17 protein-coding genes are annotated in these 14,186 nt (G+C 65.4%); 8 read left to right on the top strand and 9 right to left on the bottom strand.

The window, feature by feature from the left end; all coding sequences use genetic code 11:
• Positions 1-7 precede the first annotated feature (7 nt).
• Together AC5LXX_RS12215 and AC5LXX_RS12210 are read left to right on the top strand one after the other, a co-directional pair.
• Positions 8-604, top strand: a complete 597-nt coding sequence (locus tag AC5LXX_RS12215) for a chorismate--pyruvate lyase family protein (RefSeq protein ID WP_493411126.1) — start codon at positions 8-10, stop codon at positions 602-604.
• Positions 604-1,080, top strand: coding sequence for a DNA-deoxyinosine glycosylase (locus AC5LXX_RS12210; protein WP_493409617.1), 477 nt, complete (start codon positions 604-606; stop codon positions 1,078-1,080). Before AC5LXX_RS12215 ends, AC5LXX_RS12210 begins: the two co-directional genes overlap by 1 nt.
• 161 nt (positions 1,081-1,241) lie before the next feature.
• On the opposite strand, the gene AC5LXX_RS12205 is transcribed toward AC5LXX_RS12210, so the two are convergent.
• Entirely contained in the window at positions 1,242-2,045 is an 804-nt protein-coding gene (locus AC5LXX_RS12205) for a hypothetical protein (protein ID WP_493409616.1), read from the bottom strand.
• Between the two features lie 75 nt (positions 2,046-2,120).
• Positions 2,121-2,816, bottom strand: a complete 696-nt coding sequence (locus tag AC5LXX_RS12200) for a P-loop NTPase family protein (RefSeq protein ID WP_011545877.1) — start codon at positions 2,814-2,816, stop codon at positions 2,121-2,123.
• Here AC5LXX_RS12200 and AC5LXX_RS12195 point away from each other — a divergent pair.
• On the top strand, positions 2,815-3,066 hold the full coding sequence (locus AC5LXX_RS12195) for a hypothetical protein (protein WP_493409615.1): 252 nt from the start codon (positions 2,815-2,817) through the stop codon (positions 3,064-3,066). The genes AC5LXX_RS12200 and AC5LXX_RS12195 overlap by 2 nt on opposite strands.
• A gap of 44 nt (positions 3,067-3,110) precedes the next feature.
• Here AC5LXX_RS12195 and AC5LXX_RS12190 read toward each other — a convergent pair whose 3' ends face one another.
• Together AC5LXX_RS12190 and AC5LXX_RS12185 are read right to left on the bottom strand one after the other, a co-directional pair.
• A complete protein-coding gene (locus AC5LXX_RS12190; protein ID WP_493409614.1) occupies positions 3,111-3,365 on the bottom strand; it encodes a hypothetical protein in 255 nt (84 codons plus the stop codon).
• A gap of 191 nt (positions 3,366-3,556) precedes the next feature.
• Positions 3,557-4,597 carry a hypothetical protein gene (locus AC5LXX_RS12185; RefSeq protein WP_493409613.1) on the bottom strand — a complete coding sequence of 347 codons (1,041 nt, stop codon included), beginning with the start codon at positions 4,595-4,597 and terminating at the stop codon, positions 3,557-3,559.
• Positions 4,598-4,962: 365 nt separating this feature from the next.
• Here AC5LXX_RS12185 and AC5LXX_RS12180 point away from each other — a divergent pair, with 365 nt between their 5' ends.
• The 3 genes from AC5LXX_RS12180 to mctP all read left to right on the top strand — a co-directional run bounded on the left by AC5LXX_RS12180 (position 4,963) and on the right by mctP (position 7,869).
• A complete protein-coding gene (locus AC5LXX_RS12180; RefSeq protein WP_493409612.1) occupies positions 4,963-5,880 on the top strand; it encodes a class I SAM-dependent methyltransferase in 918 nt (305 codons plus the stop codon).
• 199 nt (positions 5,881-6,079) lie between these two features.
• Positions 6,080-6,322, top strand: a complete 243-nt coding sequence (locus AC5LXX_RS12175) for a DUF3311 domain-containing protein (RefSeq protein ID WP_059233528.1) — start codon at positions 6,080-6,082, stop codon at positions 6,320-6,322.
• Entirely contained in the window at positions 6,319-7,869 is a 1,551-nt protein-coding gene (mctP, locus tag AC5LXX_RS12170; protein WP_493409611.1) for a monocarboxylate uptake permease MctP, read from the top strand. The genes AC5LXX_RS12175 and mctP overlap by 4 nt, the downstream gene beginning before the upstream one ends.
• Positions 7,870-7,959: 90 nt before the next feature.
• Here mctP and AC5LXX_RS12165 read toward each other — a convergent pair whose 3' ends face one another.
• The 5 genes from AC5LXX_RS12165 to AC5LXX_RS12145 form a co-directional block, all read right to left on the bottom strand.
• A complete protein-coding gene (locus AC5LXX_RS12165; RefSeq protein WP_089484375.1) occupies positions 7,960-8,415 on the bottom strand; it encodes a VOC family protein in 456 nt (151 codons plus the stop codon).
• Positions 8,416-8,656: 241 nt separating this feature from the next.
• On the bottom strand, positions 8,657-9,610 hold the full coding sequence (gene tal / locus AC5LXX_RS12160; protein WP_493409610.1) for a transaldolase: 954 nt from the start codon (positions 9,608-9,610) through the stop codon (positions 8,657-8,659).
• Between the two features lie 168 nt (positions 9,611-9,778).
• On the bottom strand, positions 9,779-10,990 hold the full coding sequence (locus AC5LXX_RS12155; RefSeq protein WP_493409609.1) for a benzoate/H(+) symporter BenE family transporter: 1,212 nt from the start codon (positions 10,988-10,990) through the stop codon (positions 9,779-9,781).
• Positions 10,991-11,048: 58 nt separating this feature from the next.
• Positions 11,049-12,224 (bottom strand): vWA domain-containing protein, encoded by a 1,176-nt coding sequence (locus AC5LXX_RS12150; protein WP_059233533.1) that lies wholly within the window; start codon positions 12,222-12,224, stop codon positions 11,049-11,051.
• Positions 12,225-12,251: 27 nt separating this feature from the next.
• Positions 12,252-13,094 carry an AAA family ATPase gene (locus tag AC5LXX_RS12145; protein WP_059236665.1) on the bottom strand — a complete coding sequence of 281 codons (843 nt, stop codon included), beginning with the start codon at positions 13,092-13,094 and terminating at the stop codon, positions 12,252-12,254.
• A 245-nt stretch (positions 13,095-13,339) separates the two neighbouring features.
• Between AC5LXX_RS12145 and AC5LXX_RS12140 the strand changes: the two genes are divergently transcribed.
• Together AC5LXX_RS12140 and AC5LXX_RS12135 are read left to right on the top strand one after the other, a co-directional pair.
• The gene (locus tag AC5LXX_RS12140; RefSeq protein ID WP_006478192.1) at positions 13,340-13,699 is read left to right on the top strand and encodes a c-type cytochrome; all 360 of its coding nucleotides are present in this window, start codon (positions 13,340-13,342) and stop codon (positions 13,697-13,699) included.
• A 40-nt stretch (positions 13,700-13,739) separates the two neighbouring features.
• Positions 13,740-14,099: a c-type cytochrome gene (locus AC5LXX_RS12135; RefSeq protein WP_124452939.1), complete on the top strand. Its 360-nt coding sequence runs from the start codon at positions 13,740-13,742 to the stop codon at positions 14,097-14,099.
• The last annotated feature ends 87 nt before the right edge of the window (positions 14,100-14,186 follow it).

The raw sequence follows: 14,186 nt of genomic DNA, 5'->3' as shown, positions 1-14,186 counted from the left end.
CGCACGCATGCGTTTCGACGGCGGCCAGGCCGGCTGGCGGGAGACGCCGCGGCCCGGCTGCTCGCTCGACCAGCGCGACTGGCTGACGCGCGGCGGATCGCTCACCGCGCATCTCGCGCGGCTCGGCCGCGTGAACGTGCGCGTGACGCGCGAGGCCGTCGACTGCCCGTGGTTCGACGAGCCGGACGCGCTCGCCAGTTCGCCGCGCGCGCCGATGTGGGTGCGCGAGGTGATCCTGTCGGTCGACGGCACGCCGTACGTCGCCGCGCACAGCATCGCGCCGCTCGCCGCCAGCAAGGGCGTGTGGCAGGCAATGCGGCGGCTGCGCACGCGGCCGCTCGCAGAGCTGTTGTACAGCGATCCGCAGGTCGAGCGCTCGTCGCTCGTCAGCCGGCGCGTGATTGCGGGCCATCCGCTGTATGCGCTCGCGACCCATGCGCTGCAGGGCGAGCGTGCGCCGCATGCGTTCGCCGCGCGGCGCTCGGTGTTCCAGCGTCACGGCAAGCCGTTGATGGTCACCGAGTGCATGCTGCCGGCGCTGTGGCGCCATCTCGCCGCGCACGGCGACGGGCCGCGCTCGGCTGGTCCGGGCGGAGGCGCGTAATGCTGCAGGGCTTTCCGCCCGTCGTCTCGCCGGATACGCACACGATGATCCTCGGCAGCTTTCCGGGTGAGGCGTCGCTTGATGCCGCGCAGTACTACGCGCATCCGCGCAACCAGTTCTGGCGGTTGCTGGGGGCGGTGCTGGGCGAGCCGACGCTTCATGAACTGCCGTACGACGCGCGGCTCGTGTGCGTGCTGTCGCACGGCATCGGCATCTGGGACGTCCTCGATGCGTGCCATCGGCAGGGCAGTCTCGATTCTGCGATCCGGAACGCGAAGCCGAACGACTTCGATTCGTTGCGCCAGCATGCGCCGTTGCTGAAGCGCGTGTGTTTCAACGGCAAGACGGCCGGGCGGTTTGCCGACGTGATCGGCCAGGCCGGGTACGAGACGCTCGTGCTGCCTTCGTCGAGCCCGGCGAATGCGATGCTGTCGTTCGAGCAGAAGCTGGCGCAGTGGCGCGCACTTCGCGCCTGAGACGCGTCGGATTCCGAGTACTCGATGAAGCGGTATCGGGTGGGTGTCAGCAGGTGTTCAAGTCGAGATGCGGTTTCAACGCGTTTCGGCGAATACTTGCGAGTTGATTCGACTCGACGGTCGGGCTCGCTGGAAAATCCAGGTCGCTCTCGCTCTACCGGTCAGGGCTTCACCTCGCCTTGCCGGGCGCCCGTGACCGGGGCAATGCGACTTTGTGCGGCGACGAGTTGATCATCGGTGGTCGCCACCAGCCACAGACGCGCATGCTCCTCGATCCGACGGTTGTGGTCCTTCAACGGCCCCATCGCGGCAGCGGCCTTCCAGACCACCGGGCCGACCCGGCTGCTCCTGCCCGACGGCGCGCCTACCAGCAGGCAGTAAGGTCCCAGCGGAAGCGATACGAACGGAAGCGCCGGACTGGCGATCACGCGCCAGTCGATGAAGGGTGTGTCGCTGATCAGCAGCGGCGTGGGCAAGCCGTAGAGCACACTGAAATCGTACAGCGCCAGTTGCTCCCGCATGCCGACGTAAGTTCGCCTGATGTCGTCGACAACCGCCGCGCGGATCTCGTCCTCGAACATGGGTTCCTGCGCGTAGCGGGCCAATGCCTTGCGGGCCTCCCATTGATACGCGCTGAACAGGCCGATCTCCACGCAATCCTGCACCGCGCGCTGAACCTCCGCCACGGAACCGGCTTCCGCGGGCGTGCCCAACTGAGCCGCTCGCAAAAAGCGGGCAAGTCCCGCCTCGTGGATCGCGGGACCCTCCGAGGATGCGTCGTCGTCAGCGTTCTTGCCCAAGGGCACGTAAGTGTATTTCTCGGCGGCGAAATGCGATTTCTTGCCTTCGTCGAACTTGATTTCGCCGTCCACGCAGTCCAGATAGCGCGTCCCGATTCGGCCGTGCTCCCAAACCCAGTTTTTCAGGAACGGACGGAGTGGATGCAGTCTGTCGTGATCGGCCATTGAACCTCCAAGTTTTCCCGGTATGAGCCATTCCAGCAACCCGCCGCACACTCCGCACCGTCGCGGGGGCCCGCGCTACAACGCGAGCGTGCCCAGCTCCTCATAGGTACGATGCAGCCAGACCTTGACGCGCTGCCGCTCCAGCAAGCCGAGCCCCGTGGCCGCGCGGTCGGGATGATTGACCGCCGCCCAGAAGCTCGCGCTTTGTCGATCGATCTTCTGCATGGTCGTATCGGGCAGGCGGCGCAGCGTAATCACGCTGGCGCCAAGGGCCTCGGCCCTCTCGCGTTCGCCGGATGCCTCCAGGATCTCGAAGCGATCGCCGCGGACTTCATTCAGCACCAGCACCAGCTTGATTCGTCCGCCGAATTCGTCGAGCCATTGCCGCAGCAGATCGACCGAATCGCGTCCGGTGTCCATCACGTGCCACCACGTCAACGTGAGGCCGTGCTCTTCGGCAAAATCGACTACGTCCGAATCGTCGAGCCACTTGGCGAGCGACTGCCGCGTCTGGGCCGCGAGGTCGACCAGTATGCGCCGTTGCGGATCTTCGAGTGCCGATTCCATGACCGGATCGAGGCTGTCATGCTGGTCGAGCACGGCAGGTGCGGCAAAATCGGCATAGAACCGCAGTAGCGCGCCGTGCGATCGGTCGGTATCGAAGCCTACGAAGGGCATGCTCCGATCGATGAAGTACTGCGCCAGCACGCGGGCCGCGAGCGATTTGCCGACGCCGCCTTTTTCCCCGCCGATGAAGTGGATGTGACTCATGCTTACGAAATCCCGTGTGATTGAGCAGGTATGGCCAGAGCGGATGTTGGCAGGCTTCGATGACGTTACGGTACAACCGGTCGCGTCGAAAGAAAATGCGTGCGCCGCAGCAGCATGCTGTCTGATCAACGGCGGTGTCAAACTGAACAAAATGGCAATCGGTTGTGGCGATTTCCGGGGGCGGTGCTTGGTGGATGCGATGCTGTCGTTCGAGCGGAATCTCGTGCAGTGGCTGCAGATTCGCGACTGATTTCGGCATGAGGAGCCGGGACGGGCAGCCATCGCGCCCGACGCTCAATCGTCCTTGCCCCATTTCCATTTGGGCTTCTCGCCCTTGATCCAGCACACCACCGTCAGCAGCGCGACCAGCGCCACGATGCACGCGCCGTATCCGACCGGCGAACGTTGCGGCGGCACCAGCCGCGCACTTGCAACGATCCCGATCGCGAACAGCAGCAGCACGACCCACCCCTGCCATGCGACCGGCCATCCCCATCCCCAGCCGTAGCGTTTCGCCGGGAACCAGATTTTCTTGTCGGTTGATTCCATGGATTCTCCGAAACGGCATGCCGGCTTGCGTGTCGATGTCGGGTGAGTACTGTGGCGCCGCTGCTTGTCGGGGGCGACGAATATCCGAACGAGATCGACGGCGCTGAACCCCATTGTGCGCCGATTTCCGACCAGAAAACGGCGCTTGGCCGGTCGTTTCCAGACCAAGCCGTGAGAGGGGCGGCGATCTGTCAGAACGTAATCGCGGTTTTCACGGACTGGACCGCCGCGCTGTTCATCAGGATGTAGAAGTCCTGCGGTGTCGTGCTGCCAGCCGGAGCGATCGCGAGCGTCGTACCGTCTCGGATCACGGCACCGGCGTCGATCTGGCCGTTGTTTTGATAGAAGACGCGATATTCGGTCGTCGGCGTACCGAGTGCCGTGTTGGCCACCCATGCACGAACGCCCGCAAGTGTCACGATCTGCCCGTCGCCGACGTTGTACGTCTTGTTGTCCTCGGCGCTCGTATACGGGAAGAACGCTTCCAGCGTCGACACCGTTGTACTGCACGGCGTCACGTTCGTGCCGGTCGTCTGCGGGGCGGCGCAGTCGCCGGTGAGTACCGTGTCGCCGACCACCTGTCGCGTCACCTTCATGTAGGCCGCGCCCGATTGCCAGGTCGCCTGCCGGTTGTACAGCGACGCACCGTTGATCGTGTTCGTGATGGCACCGAGCGCGCTGTCGCTGAACAACTCGGAGGGGGAGCCGGCAATCGCGCCGGACAGTGGCACGACCGTGTAGCTCGTGCCCAGCAGCGTCATCGTGGCGGTATGGCCATCGGCGGCGAGGTCCGTGAGTTGCACGTTCGCACCGCTGTAGCTGACCTGCTCCTGTGTGCTCGTCGCGACTGCGCCGTTGACCAGATAGCGCTGGTCGGTGGATGCGGGCACGGACAGGGACGAGGCGACTGAAGACAGACCTTTCGTCAGCAGTTGCGGGCCACTGGACGGGCTTTGCGCAACGCTTTGGTCTTCCGTATAGAAGTCGCTGCCCGGATTGACGCTCACTGCGCCGCCAGACGACGTGGAAATGGAAAGTCGTGCGTGCAGGTAGTGCAGTCCACCGTTGGCGGCCAACGCGAAGCTTTCATAGTTTTGCTGCGCGGTGCTGAGGTTGGACGCGGGCGTGCTCGATGCGCTGCCGCCATCGCCGCCGCCGCAAGCGGCAAGCAACAGGGTTCCAGTTAACGCGACAGCATTGCGGGCACGGGCCGCGTATTCTTTCAGTGTCATGTGGGGGCTCTCGTTTTGTTAGTTATACGTAATAAATGTCGCGTCGCGACCAGCGGTTGACGCCGGAGCATAGCCTGTCCCGAATGAAGAGGCGAGCGGTATTCGGTCCATTCGTCACGGCCATTGGCGCGTCTCGATTACCGCGTATTTCATCGCCCGTGAGCAGGGGACCATCGCTGTGCGCGAAGCAAGCAGCGGCACGGCGATGCCACGCGTTGGCTCGATCGCGCAGCGGGCCTCCGGCATGGCGTCGTAATGTGCATTGCACCGACGCGGCGGATAGGTGCGGCGTCGCACGGCCCGCATCCCCCACCAATGCTATCCTCTCGTCCGCTAAAACCAGCATCACCCAGCGAGATTCAATCATGACCCGACTGATCAAGCGCGCGTCCGCCGAGGCGCGTGCGTTCAAGCAAGGCAAGCCGTCCTCGTACAACGGCTCCGAAAAACTCCAGCCGCCGCGCCTGAAGCGCCGCCCGGACATCGACGAACACGATGACGTGCCGGTGCTCGAAGCGCCGCGCAAGCCGCGTTTCGCGCCCGTGACGTTCTCCGAAGAGGGCGGCGTGCGCTTCCTGCACTTCGGCACCGAATGGGTGCAGGGCGCGATGCGGATCTCGAAGCCGCTGCACATCGAACTCGAATACGCGCAGCAGATGATGGCGTGGCTGCTGTTCCTCGAAACGCCCGGGCGGATCGTCCAGCTCGGGCTCGGCACCGGCGCGCTGACCAAGTTCTCGCACCGTTTCCTGCCGAACGCGAAGGTCGAGGCCGTCGAGCTGAACCCGGCCGTGATCGTCGCCGCGCGCACGATGTTCGCGCTGCCGCCCGACGACGCGCGCCTCGTCGTGCATGAAGCCGATGCGTGGGACTTCGTCAACGACCCGGCCAACCGCGGCACGACGGGCGCGATCCAGATCGACCTGTACGACGCGACCGCGCGCGGCCCCGTGCTCGACAGCGTCGCGTTCTACCGCGCGGTGCGCGGCTGCCTCGCCGACGCAGGCATCGCGACGATCAACCTGTTCGGCGATCATCCGAGCTTCGTGCGCAACATGAAGCACCTGAACGCGGCATTTGATCACCGCGTGATCGCGCTGCCCGAAGTGCACGACGGCAACCGGATCGCGATCGCGTTCTCGGGCCCCGCGCTCGACGTGCCGTTCGCGCAGCTGGACGCACGCGCGACGCTGATCGAGGACACGCTGAAGCTGCCCGCACGCAAGTGGGTGAAAGCTTTGAAAGAAACGACCGGCGCCCGCGACGCCTGGTTCGCGATCTGACGCTTCATGCACCGGCGGCAGGCCGGTGCAACCATGCGACAAGGGGCGGATCACCTCGGGTTCGCCCCCGCTTGACCGCATGCTCGCGGCTCCTATACTGGCGCGAAGCCAGGGGAGCCGCAGCCTACCCGTTTCGCCGCTCCTCTCGGTGCCGTACCCGCTCAACAAGATCGATAACCGGGAAAGAAGAGGAGACGTCATGGCTCACGATGCCGACGCCAACCGAGCCGCCAAGCGCTGGCTCTGGCTGCTGGTACTGCCGCTGATTGCGATGGTCTGGGTACCGTCGTACAGCAAGATCGAACCGCAGTTGTTCGATTTTCCGTTTTTCTACTGGTACCAGTTGCTGTGGGTCTTCATCAGCGCGGTGATCACCGCGTTCGTCTATTTCAAGACCAAGAACGCGTGGAAGGCGAGCGGCCCGCAGGGAGGTGGGCAATGAATCTCGGCGCAACCTTCGTCTTCGTCCTGCTGTTCATCGGCGTCACGATCATCGGTTTCCTGGCCGCGAACTGGCGGCGCGGCGATCTCGCCCATCTCGACGAATGGGGCCTCGGCGGACGCCGCTTCGGCACGATCGTCACGTGGTTCCTGCTCGGCGGCGACCTCTACACGGCCTACACGTTCGTCGCGGTGCCCGCGCTCGTGTTCGGCGCCGGCGCGATGGGTTTCTTCGCACTGCCTTATACGATCCTGATCTATCCGTTCGCGTTCGTCGTGTTCCCGAAGCTGTGGAGCATCGCGAAGCGGCACGGCTACGTGACGGCCGCCGACTTCGTCAACGCGCGCTACGGCAGCCGGATGCTCGCGCTCGCGATCGCGGTGACGGGCATCGTCGCGACGATGCCGTACATCGCGCTGCAGCTCGTCGGCATCGAAGTGGTGATCGGCGCGCTCGGCTTCGATACGACCGGCTTCGTCGGCGACCTGCCGCTGATCATCGCGTTCGCGATCCTCGCCGCGTACACGTACACGTCGGGGCTGCGCGCGCCGGCCATGATCGCGATCGTGAAGGACGTCCTGATCTACATCACGATCGCGGCTGCCGTCATCGTGATCCCGGCGAAGCTCGGCGGCTTCGGGCACATCTTCGCGAGCGTGCCGCCCGCGAAGCTGCTGCTGAAAGCGCCCGATGCGATGAGCCTGAACGGCTACAGCGCGTACGCGACGCTCGCGATCGGCTCGGCGCTCGCGCTGTTCCTGTACCCGCACTCGGTCACGGCGATCCTGTCGTCGTCGTCGGGCAACTCGATCCGCCGCAACATGGCGATGCTGCCTGCATACTCGTTCGTGCTCGGCCTGCTCGCGCTGCTCGGCTACATGGCGCTCGCGTCGGGCGTGAAGGACATGCCGCAGTACGCGCCGTACTTCAAGGCGTTCGGCCCGAACTTCGCGGTGCCCGCGCTGTTCCTCGAGTATTTCCCGTCGTGGTTCGTCGGCGTCGCGTTCGCGGCGATCGGCATCGGCGCGCTGGTGCCGGCGGCGATCATGTCGATCGCGGCCGCGAACCTGTACACACGCAACATTCACCGCGAGTTCGTGAACCGCAACATGTCGCACGACCAGGAGACGCACGTCGCGAAGCTCGTGTCGCTGATCGTGAAGGTCGGCGCGGTCGCGTTCATCCTCGGGCTGCCGCTGACCTACGCGATCCAGCTGCAGCTGCTCGGCGGGATCTGGATCATCCAGACGCTGCCCGCGATCGTGCTCGGCCTGTACACGCGCGTGCTCGACCATCGCGGCCTGCTGGCCGGCTGGGCGGCAGGCATCGTGTGCGGCACGTGGATGGCGGTCTCGCTGAAGCTGGCGAGTTCGATCTTCACGATCCACCTGTTCGGCCTCGCGATTCCCGGCTACGCGGCGGTGTGGTCGCTGATCGTGAACCTGGTGGTGTCGGTGGTCGTGAGCGTGCTGGTGCGCGCGATCGGCATGGCGCATGCGGAGGATCGCACGCGGCCGGAAGATTATCTCGACGTCGTCGAAGGCTGATACGGATCGTGCGCGGCCGTGTGCCGCGCACGCGTCGCGCGGCAACGAAAACGCCCGCCCCTGCAAAGGTGGCGGGCGTTTCTTTTTGCGTCAGCCCTGCGCGCGTTTCGCGAGATCCTCGCGTTGCGACAGGTCTTCGACGTTGACCATCCAGTGCACGCCGAACCGGTCTTTCGCCATGCCGAAGCCGAGCGCCCAGAACGTCTTGCCGAACGGCATCGTCACTTCGCCGCCGTCGGCGAGCGCATTGAACAGCTTCTGGCCTTCCTCGACCGTCGCCGGATTCAGCGACAGCGAATAGCCGGCGTGCGCGGCGCCCGCCGGCTGGCTGCAGTCGCCGTCCGAGCACATGATCATCGAGTCGCCGATCGTGAAGCTCGCGTGCATCACCTTGTCGGCCATCTCCGGCGCCATCGGGTAGTCGGGGTTCGGCGGCGCATCCTTGAAGTGCATCTTGAACATCGTCTTCGCGCCGAGTGCCTTTTCGTAGAACTGAAGGGCTTCGTCGGCGCGACCGTAGAACGTCAGGTACGGTTGGACTTGCATCGTTGTCTCCTGTGATGGGCCGGGCCCGCGTGTCGGTGCGGCTTCGGCGTCGTGCAAGATTGACTGGGAAAGGGCGCGTCGGGAGGCGGCCGGCGCACCCGTGACGTGGATTGTAGTGCGCGCGCTTGACGATGGAATGAAAAATAAAAACGGCCGCGAACATCGTGTTCGCGGCCGTGTGCGGCGTGCTTGCTGACGGCTGTTGTCAGTGTTGCTGACAGCCGCTGACGCCCGTCGCGACTCAGCGCAGCGCGTCGATCAGCTTTTCGAGCTTTACCGCATCGGCGGCGAATACGCGAATGCCTTCGGCGAGCTTTTCGGTCGCCATCGCTTCGTCGTTCAGCTGGAAGCGGAACGATGCCTCGTCGATCGCGACGCGCTCGGACGGCTTGTCCTGCAGCGATTCCGGCGACAGCTTGCGCGCGACCGTCTCGTTGCTGTCCTGCAGCTTCTGCAGCAAATCGGGACTGATCGTCAGCAGGTCGCAGCCGGCGAGTTCGGTGATCTGGCTGGTCGTGCGGAAGCTTGCGCCCATCACTTCGGTCGTGTAGCCGAACGTCTTGTAGTACGTGTAGATGCGGCGCACCGACTGCACGCCCGGATCGTTCGCGCCGCCGTCCTTCTCCTCGTTCCATTCCGCGCCGGCCTGCTTCTTGTACCAGTCGTAGATGCGGCCGACGAACGGCGAGATCAGTTGCGCGCCGGCTTCCGCGCACGCGGCGGCCTGGACGAGCGAGAAAAGCAGGGTCATGTTGCACTTGATCCCTTCCTTCTGCAGCACCTCGGCCGCGCGGATGCCTTCCCACGTCGACGCGAGCTTGATCAGGATGCGGTCGCGGCCGATGCCGGCTGCTTCGTACAGCTTGATGAGCTCGCGGCCCTTGTCGATCGAGCGTTGCGTGTCGAACGACAGGCGTGCGTCGACTTCGGTCGACACGCGGCCCGGGATCAGCTTCAGGATCTCGGTGCCGAATGCGATCAGCAGGCGGTCGATGATGAAATCGGTGCTTTCGTTGCGATGATCGCGGACGGTTTTCTCGAGGATCGGCTTGTACGCATCCTTCTGGACGGCCTTCAGGATCAGCGACGGGTTGGTGGTCGCGTCCTGCGGCTTGTATTGCGCAAGCTGCTGGAAGTCGCCCGTGTCGGCGACGACGGTCGTGTACTGCTTCAGCTGGTCGAGTGCGGTAGTCATGGCGATTCGGAAGAAGGGCGCGGGGCGCCGGGTTCTCACGGGCCGCGCGAGCGCGGCGGCGAAGCGAAGCGGCGCAGGGCACCGCTTCCGATCCATCATTTTAGGCCCGATTCGTGTCGAGCACGTTTTGGCGTGCCCGAGGCGTGTCGCCACGCGCGGCGAGCCGCGTCACGCGGGGCGTCTGGCGTTCAGGATCACCTGCGTGACGATCCCCGCGACGAGCCCCCAGAACGCCGAGCCGATCGACAGCAGCGTGAGGCCCGACGCGGTGACCATGAACGTGACGAGCGCGGCTTCGCGCTGCTTGACGTCCTGCATCGCGTTCGCGAGCCCGCTCATGATCGAGCCGAACAGCGCGAGCGCGGCGACCGATACCACGAGCGCCTTCGGCAGCGCGGCGAACAGCGCGGCGATCGTTGCGCCGAAGATGCCGGCGACCAGGTAGAAGGTGCCGCACCACACGGCGGCCGTGTAGCGCTTCGCATGATCCTCGTGCGCTTCGGGGCCCGTGCAGATCGCGGCCGTGATCGCCGCGAGGTTCACGCCGTGCGAGCCGAACGGCGCGAGCAGCAGCGATGCGAGGCCGGTCGTCGCGATCAGCGGCGACGACGGTGTCCGGTAGCCGTCCGCGCGCAGCACCGCGATGCCCGGCACGTTCTGCGACGCCATCGCGACGACGAACAGCGGAATGCCGATGCTGACGATCGACGCGATCGAGAACGCGGGCATCGTGAACACGGGCTGCGCGAGCGCGATGTGGAAGCGGCTGAAGTCGAGCAGGCCGAGCCCGCCGGCCACTGCGGTGCCGACGATCAGCGTCGTCACGATCGCGTAGCGCGGCGCGAGCCGCTTGACGATCAGGTAGGTGAAGAACATCGCGAGCACGAGCGCGGTCTGGAACTGCGCGGCACGGAAGATCTCGATGCCGATCTCGAACAGGATGCCCGCGAGCAAGGCGGCTGCGATGCCGGCTGGAATCCGGCGCATCAGCGTGTCGAACAGGCCGCTCACGCCGACGGCCGTCAGCAGCAGCGCGCACACGACGAACGCGCCGATCGCCTCGGCGTAGGGCACACCGGGCAGCGATGCGATCAGCAACGCGGCGCCGGGCGTCGACCACGCGACGACGACGGGCGCGCGAAACCGCAGCGACAGGCCGATCGTCGTCACCGCCATGCCGATCGACAGTGCCCAGATCCACGACGAGATCTGCGCATCGGTGAGGTGGGCGGCGCGGCCGGCCTGGAACATCAGCACGAGCGAGCTCGTGTAGCCGGTCATCATCGCGACGAAGCCGGCGACGAGTGCCGACACGGACGTATCGGCGAAAAAGCGGCGGCCGCCGGCGCGGCTGGCGCTCGCGGTGGGCGAGGGGTTCATGCTATCTCCGGAGTGAGGCCGCTCGGATGCGGCCTTTGTATCGTGCGAGTGGGTTGCGTTACTTGCTGAGTGCGCGCATCGCGGTTTCGAGGCCCGCCAGCGTGAGCGGATACATGCGATGGCCGAGCAGGTCGCGGATCACTGCGACCGACTGCCGGTATTCCCATAGCCGCTCGGGCTCGGGGTTCAGCCATGCATGATGGGGGAACTGGTCGGCGAGGCGGCGCAGCCACACGGCGCCGGCTTCCGGGTTGTTGTATTCGACCGAGCCGCCGGGCTGCAGCACTTCGTACGGGCTCATCGTCGCGTCGCCGACGAAGATCAGCTTGTAGTCGGGCGTGAACTTGTGCAGCACGTCCCACGTCGCGGTGCGCTCCGAGTGGCGGCGGCGGTTGTTCTTCCACAGATGGTCGTACACGCAGTTGTGGAAGTAGAAGAATTCGAGATGCTTGAATTCGGCCTTCGCGGCCGAGAACAGCTCTTCGGTGCGCTTGATGTGGTCGTCCATCGAGCCGCCGACGTCGAGCAGCATCAGCACCTTCACGTTGTTGTGGCGCTCGGGCACCATCCGCAGGTCGAGCCAGCCCGCGTTCGCGGCCGTGCTGCGGATCGTGCCGGGCAGGTCGAGCTCCTCGGCCGCGCCTTCGCGCGCGAAGCGGCGCAGCCGCCGCAGCGCGACCTTGATGTTGCGCGTGCCGATCTCGACCGAATCGTCGTAGTCGCGATAGGCGCGCGCTTCCCACACCTTCACCGCGGTGCGGTTGCCGTTCGACGGGCCACCGATGCGCACGCCTTCCGGGTTGTAGCCGCCGTGCCCGAACGGCGACGTGCCGCCCGTGCCGATCCACTTGTTGCCGCCTTCGTGGCGTTCCTTCTGCTCGTCGAGCAGCGCCTTCAGGCGCTCCATCAGCTTGTCGAGCCCGCCCATCGCCTCGATCTGCGCCTTTTCCTCCGGCGACAGCTCGCGCTCGAGCCGCTTCTCGAGCCAGTCGAGCGGAATGTCGAATGCTTCGGACGGCAGCGTGGACACGCCGTGGAAATACGCGCCGAACGCCTGGTCGAACTTGTCGAAGTACTGCTCGTCCTTGACGAGCGTCATCCGCGCGAGGAAGTAGAACGCGTCGATCGACGGCGAGATCAGCCCGGCCTTCAGCGATTCGAGCAGCGTCAGGTATTCCTTCACCGAGACGGGCAGCTTGGCTGCGCGCAGCGCGTAGAAGAAATTGAGCAGCATGGCCGGGCCTTCGCGGGTGAGGGGGGACTACCGGTTGTGCCGGTTCATGTAGACGAGCCGTTCGAGCAGGCTCAGGTCCTGCTCGTTCTTCAGCAGCGCGCCCGCGAGCGGCGGCACGATCTGCTTCGCGTCCGCGCCGCGCAGGGCGTCGGCCGGGATGTTCTCGGCGAGCAGCAGCTTCAGCCAGTCGAGCAGCTCGGACGTCGACGGCTTCTTCTTCAGGCCCGACACGCCGCGCAATTCGAAGAAGCTCTCGAGCGCCGCGCGCAGCAGCTCCTCGCGGATGTCGGGGAAGTGCACCGCGACGATCTTCTGCATCGTCGACGGATCGGGAAACTGGATGTAGTGGAAGAAGCAGCGGCGCAGGAACGCGTCGGGCAGCTCCTTCTCGTTGTTCGACGTGATGATGACGAGCGGGCGGTGCTTCGCGCGCACCGTCTCGCGCGTCTCGTACACGTGGAACTCCATCCGGTCGAGCTCGCGCAGCAGGTCGTTCGGGAATTCGATGTCGGCCTTGTCGATCTCGTCGATCAGCAGCACGCTCGGCTGCTCGGCGTCGAACGCCTGCCACAGCACGCCCTTGACGATGTAGTTCGAGATGTCCTTCACGCGCTCGTCGCCGAGCTGCGAGTCGCGCAGCCGCGATACCGCGTCGTATTCGTACAGGCCCTGCTGCGCCTTGGTGGTCGACTTGATGTGCCACTGCAGCAGCGGCATGTCGAGCGCGGCGGCGACTTCCTCGGCGAGCATGGTCTTGCCGGTGCCGGGCTCGCCCTTGATCAGCAGCGGGCGTTGCAGCGTCAGCGCGGCGTTGACCGCGAGCTTCAGATCGTCGGTGGCGACGTACTGCGAGGACCCTTCGAAACGCATGGCGGCGCTCTTCTTCATCGGGAAAAAAACCCAGTATAAGTCAGAAGGGCTGTCCGGTTGGGCCGCGCCCGCGTATCGTTGCGGGGCTGTGGCGGGGCGAACGGGGCCGCCGTATGGACGCGTTCCCCGCCGACGCGGTACAATCTGGCCGTTTTTTTTGGCCTGCGTGGCGATCCGATAAGCAAAACGGCGCGGGCCGTTGCCGCTTTGGCGCCAGTTTCCCCTCAAGCTAGGTTACAAGAGCTATGAACAAATTCGTCGGCAAACACGTGGTTGTCGCAGCGCTCGTGGCGCTCGCGGGCAGCGCGCAGGCGGCCGGTGTGGTCGGCAACCCGAAGGACGGGGCGAGCAAGGCCGCCATGTGCATCGGTTGCCACGGCATCCAGGACTACCGCGCGGCGTATCCGGAGGTCTACCGGGTGCCCGTCCTCGGCGGCCAGAACCAGCAATATCTCGAGAACGCGCTGAAGGCCTACCGCAAGAAGGATCGTCACTTCCCGTCGATGAATGCGATCGCCGGTTCGCTGACGGACCAGGACATCGCGGATCTGTCGGCGTACTACGCCGCGCAGAAGGCCGACACGAAGGACAACCCCTACAAGTAAAGCGCGCGCCGCCGATCTCTCCGGCGGGACAGGAGCATTCATGAACAACGCATTCAAGACGGCGGCGGTGGCACTGGCGGCCGGCCTCGCGATCGGTACCGCGCACGCAGCGGACATCACGAAGGGCAAGGAACTGGTCGAATCGCACAACTGCGCGGCCTGCCACGGCGCGCAGCTGAACAAGCCGATCAACGCCGAATACCCGCGCCTGGCCGGCCAGCACGCCGACTACCTCGTGTGGGCGATGCGCCAATACCAGATGGGGCTGACGAACCCGCTGCTCGGTCGCAACAACGCGATCATGCAGGCACAGGTGCAGAACCTGTCGGTCAGCGACATGAAGGACATCGCGTCCTACATCGAGTCGCTGAAGGAAACCGACCTCGTGTTCAAGAAGTAAGCGCGACGGGCCTCACGGGCGCTCGCAGCAACAATACCCCGCCTCGGCGGGGTATTTTTTTGCCCGCGACCGGGCCGAACCCGGGGC

This window comes from Burkholderia torrens (genome assembly GCF_984668525.1).
Note: the sequence above shows the minus strand (reverse complement) of the source record. Positions and strands in the feature narration are given on the sequence as shown.

What these genes read in the sequence shown, in the direction of transcription:
- AC5LXX_RS12180 (WP_493409612.1), top strand. Translation starts at nt 4,963, where the DNA reads ATGACCCGACTGATCAAGCGCGCGTCCGCCGAGGCGCGTGCGTTCAAG.
- AC5LXX_RS12175 (WP_059233528.1), top strand. Translation starts at nt 6,080, where the DNA reads ATGGCTCACGATGCCGACGCCAACCGAGCCGCCAAGCGCTGGCTCTGG.
- AC5LXX_RS12205 (WP_493409616.1), bottom strand. Translation starts at nt 2,045, where the DNA reads ATGGCCGATCACGACAGACTGCATCCACTCCGTCCGTTCCTGAAAAAC.
- AC5LXX_RS12150 (WP_059233533.1), bottom strand. Translation starts at nt 12,224, where the DNA reads ATGCTGCTCAATTTCTTCTACGCGCTGCGCGCAGCCAAGCTGCCCGTC.
- mctP (WP_493409611.1), top strand. Translation starts at nt 6,319, where the DNA reads ATGAATCTCGGCGCAACCTTCGTCTTCGTCCTGCTGTTCATCGGCGTC.
- AC5LXX_RS12135 (WP_124452939.1), top strand. Translation starts at nt 13,740, where the DNA reads ATGAACAACGCATTCAAGACGGCGGCGGTGGCACTGGCGGCCGGCCTC.
- AC5LXX_RS12200 (WP_011545877.1), bottom strand. Translation starts at nt 2,816, where the DNA reads ATGAGTCACATCCACTTCATCGGCGGGGAAAAAGGCGGCGTCGGCAAA.
- tal (WP_493409610.1), bottom strand. Translation starts at nt 9,610, where the DNA reads ATGACTACCGCACTCGACCAGCTGAAGCAGTACACGACCGTCGTCGCC.
- AC5LXX_RS12155 (WP_493409609.1), bottom strand. Translation starts at nt 10,990, where the DNA reads ATGAACCCCTCGCCCACCGCGAGCGCCAGCCGCGCCGGCGGCCGCCGC.
- AC5LXX_RS12140 (WP_006478192.1), top strand. Translation starts at nt 13,340, where the DNA reads ATGAACAAATTCGTCGGCAAACACGTGGTTGTCGCAGCGCTCGTGGCG.
- AC5LXX_RS12215 (WP_493411126.1), top strand. Translation starts at nt 8, where the DNA reads ATGCGTTTCGACGGCGGCCAGGCCGGCTGGCGGGAGACGCCGCGGCCC.
- AC5LXX_RS12165 (WP_089484375.1), bottom strand. Translation starts at nt 8,415, where the DNA reads ATGCAAGTCCAACCGTACCTGACGTTCTACGGTCGCGCCGACGAAGCC.
- AC5LXX_RS12210 (WP_493409617.1), top strand. Translation starts at nt 604, where the DNA reads ATGCTGCAGGGCTTTCCGCCCGTCGTCTCGCCGGATACGCACACGATG.
- AC5LXX_RS12195 (WP_493409615.1), top strand. Translation starts at nt 2,815, where the DNA reads ATGCTTACGAAATCCCGTGTGATTGAGCAGGTATGGCCAGAGCGGATG.
- AC5LXX_RS12145 (WP_059236665.1), bottom strand. Translation starts at nt 13,094, where the DNA reads ATGCGTTTCGAAGGGTCCTCGCAGTACGTCGCCACCGACGATCTGAAG.
- AC5LXX_RS12185 (WP_493409613.1), bottom strand. Translation starts at nt 4,597, where the DNA reads ATGACACTGAAAGAATACGCGGCCCGTGCCCGCAATGCTGTCGCGTTA.
- AC5LXX_RS12190 (WP_493409614.1), bottom strand. Translation starts at nt 3,365, where the DNA reads ATGGAATCAACCGACAAGAAAATCTGGTTCCCGGCGAAACGCTACGGC.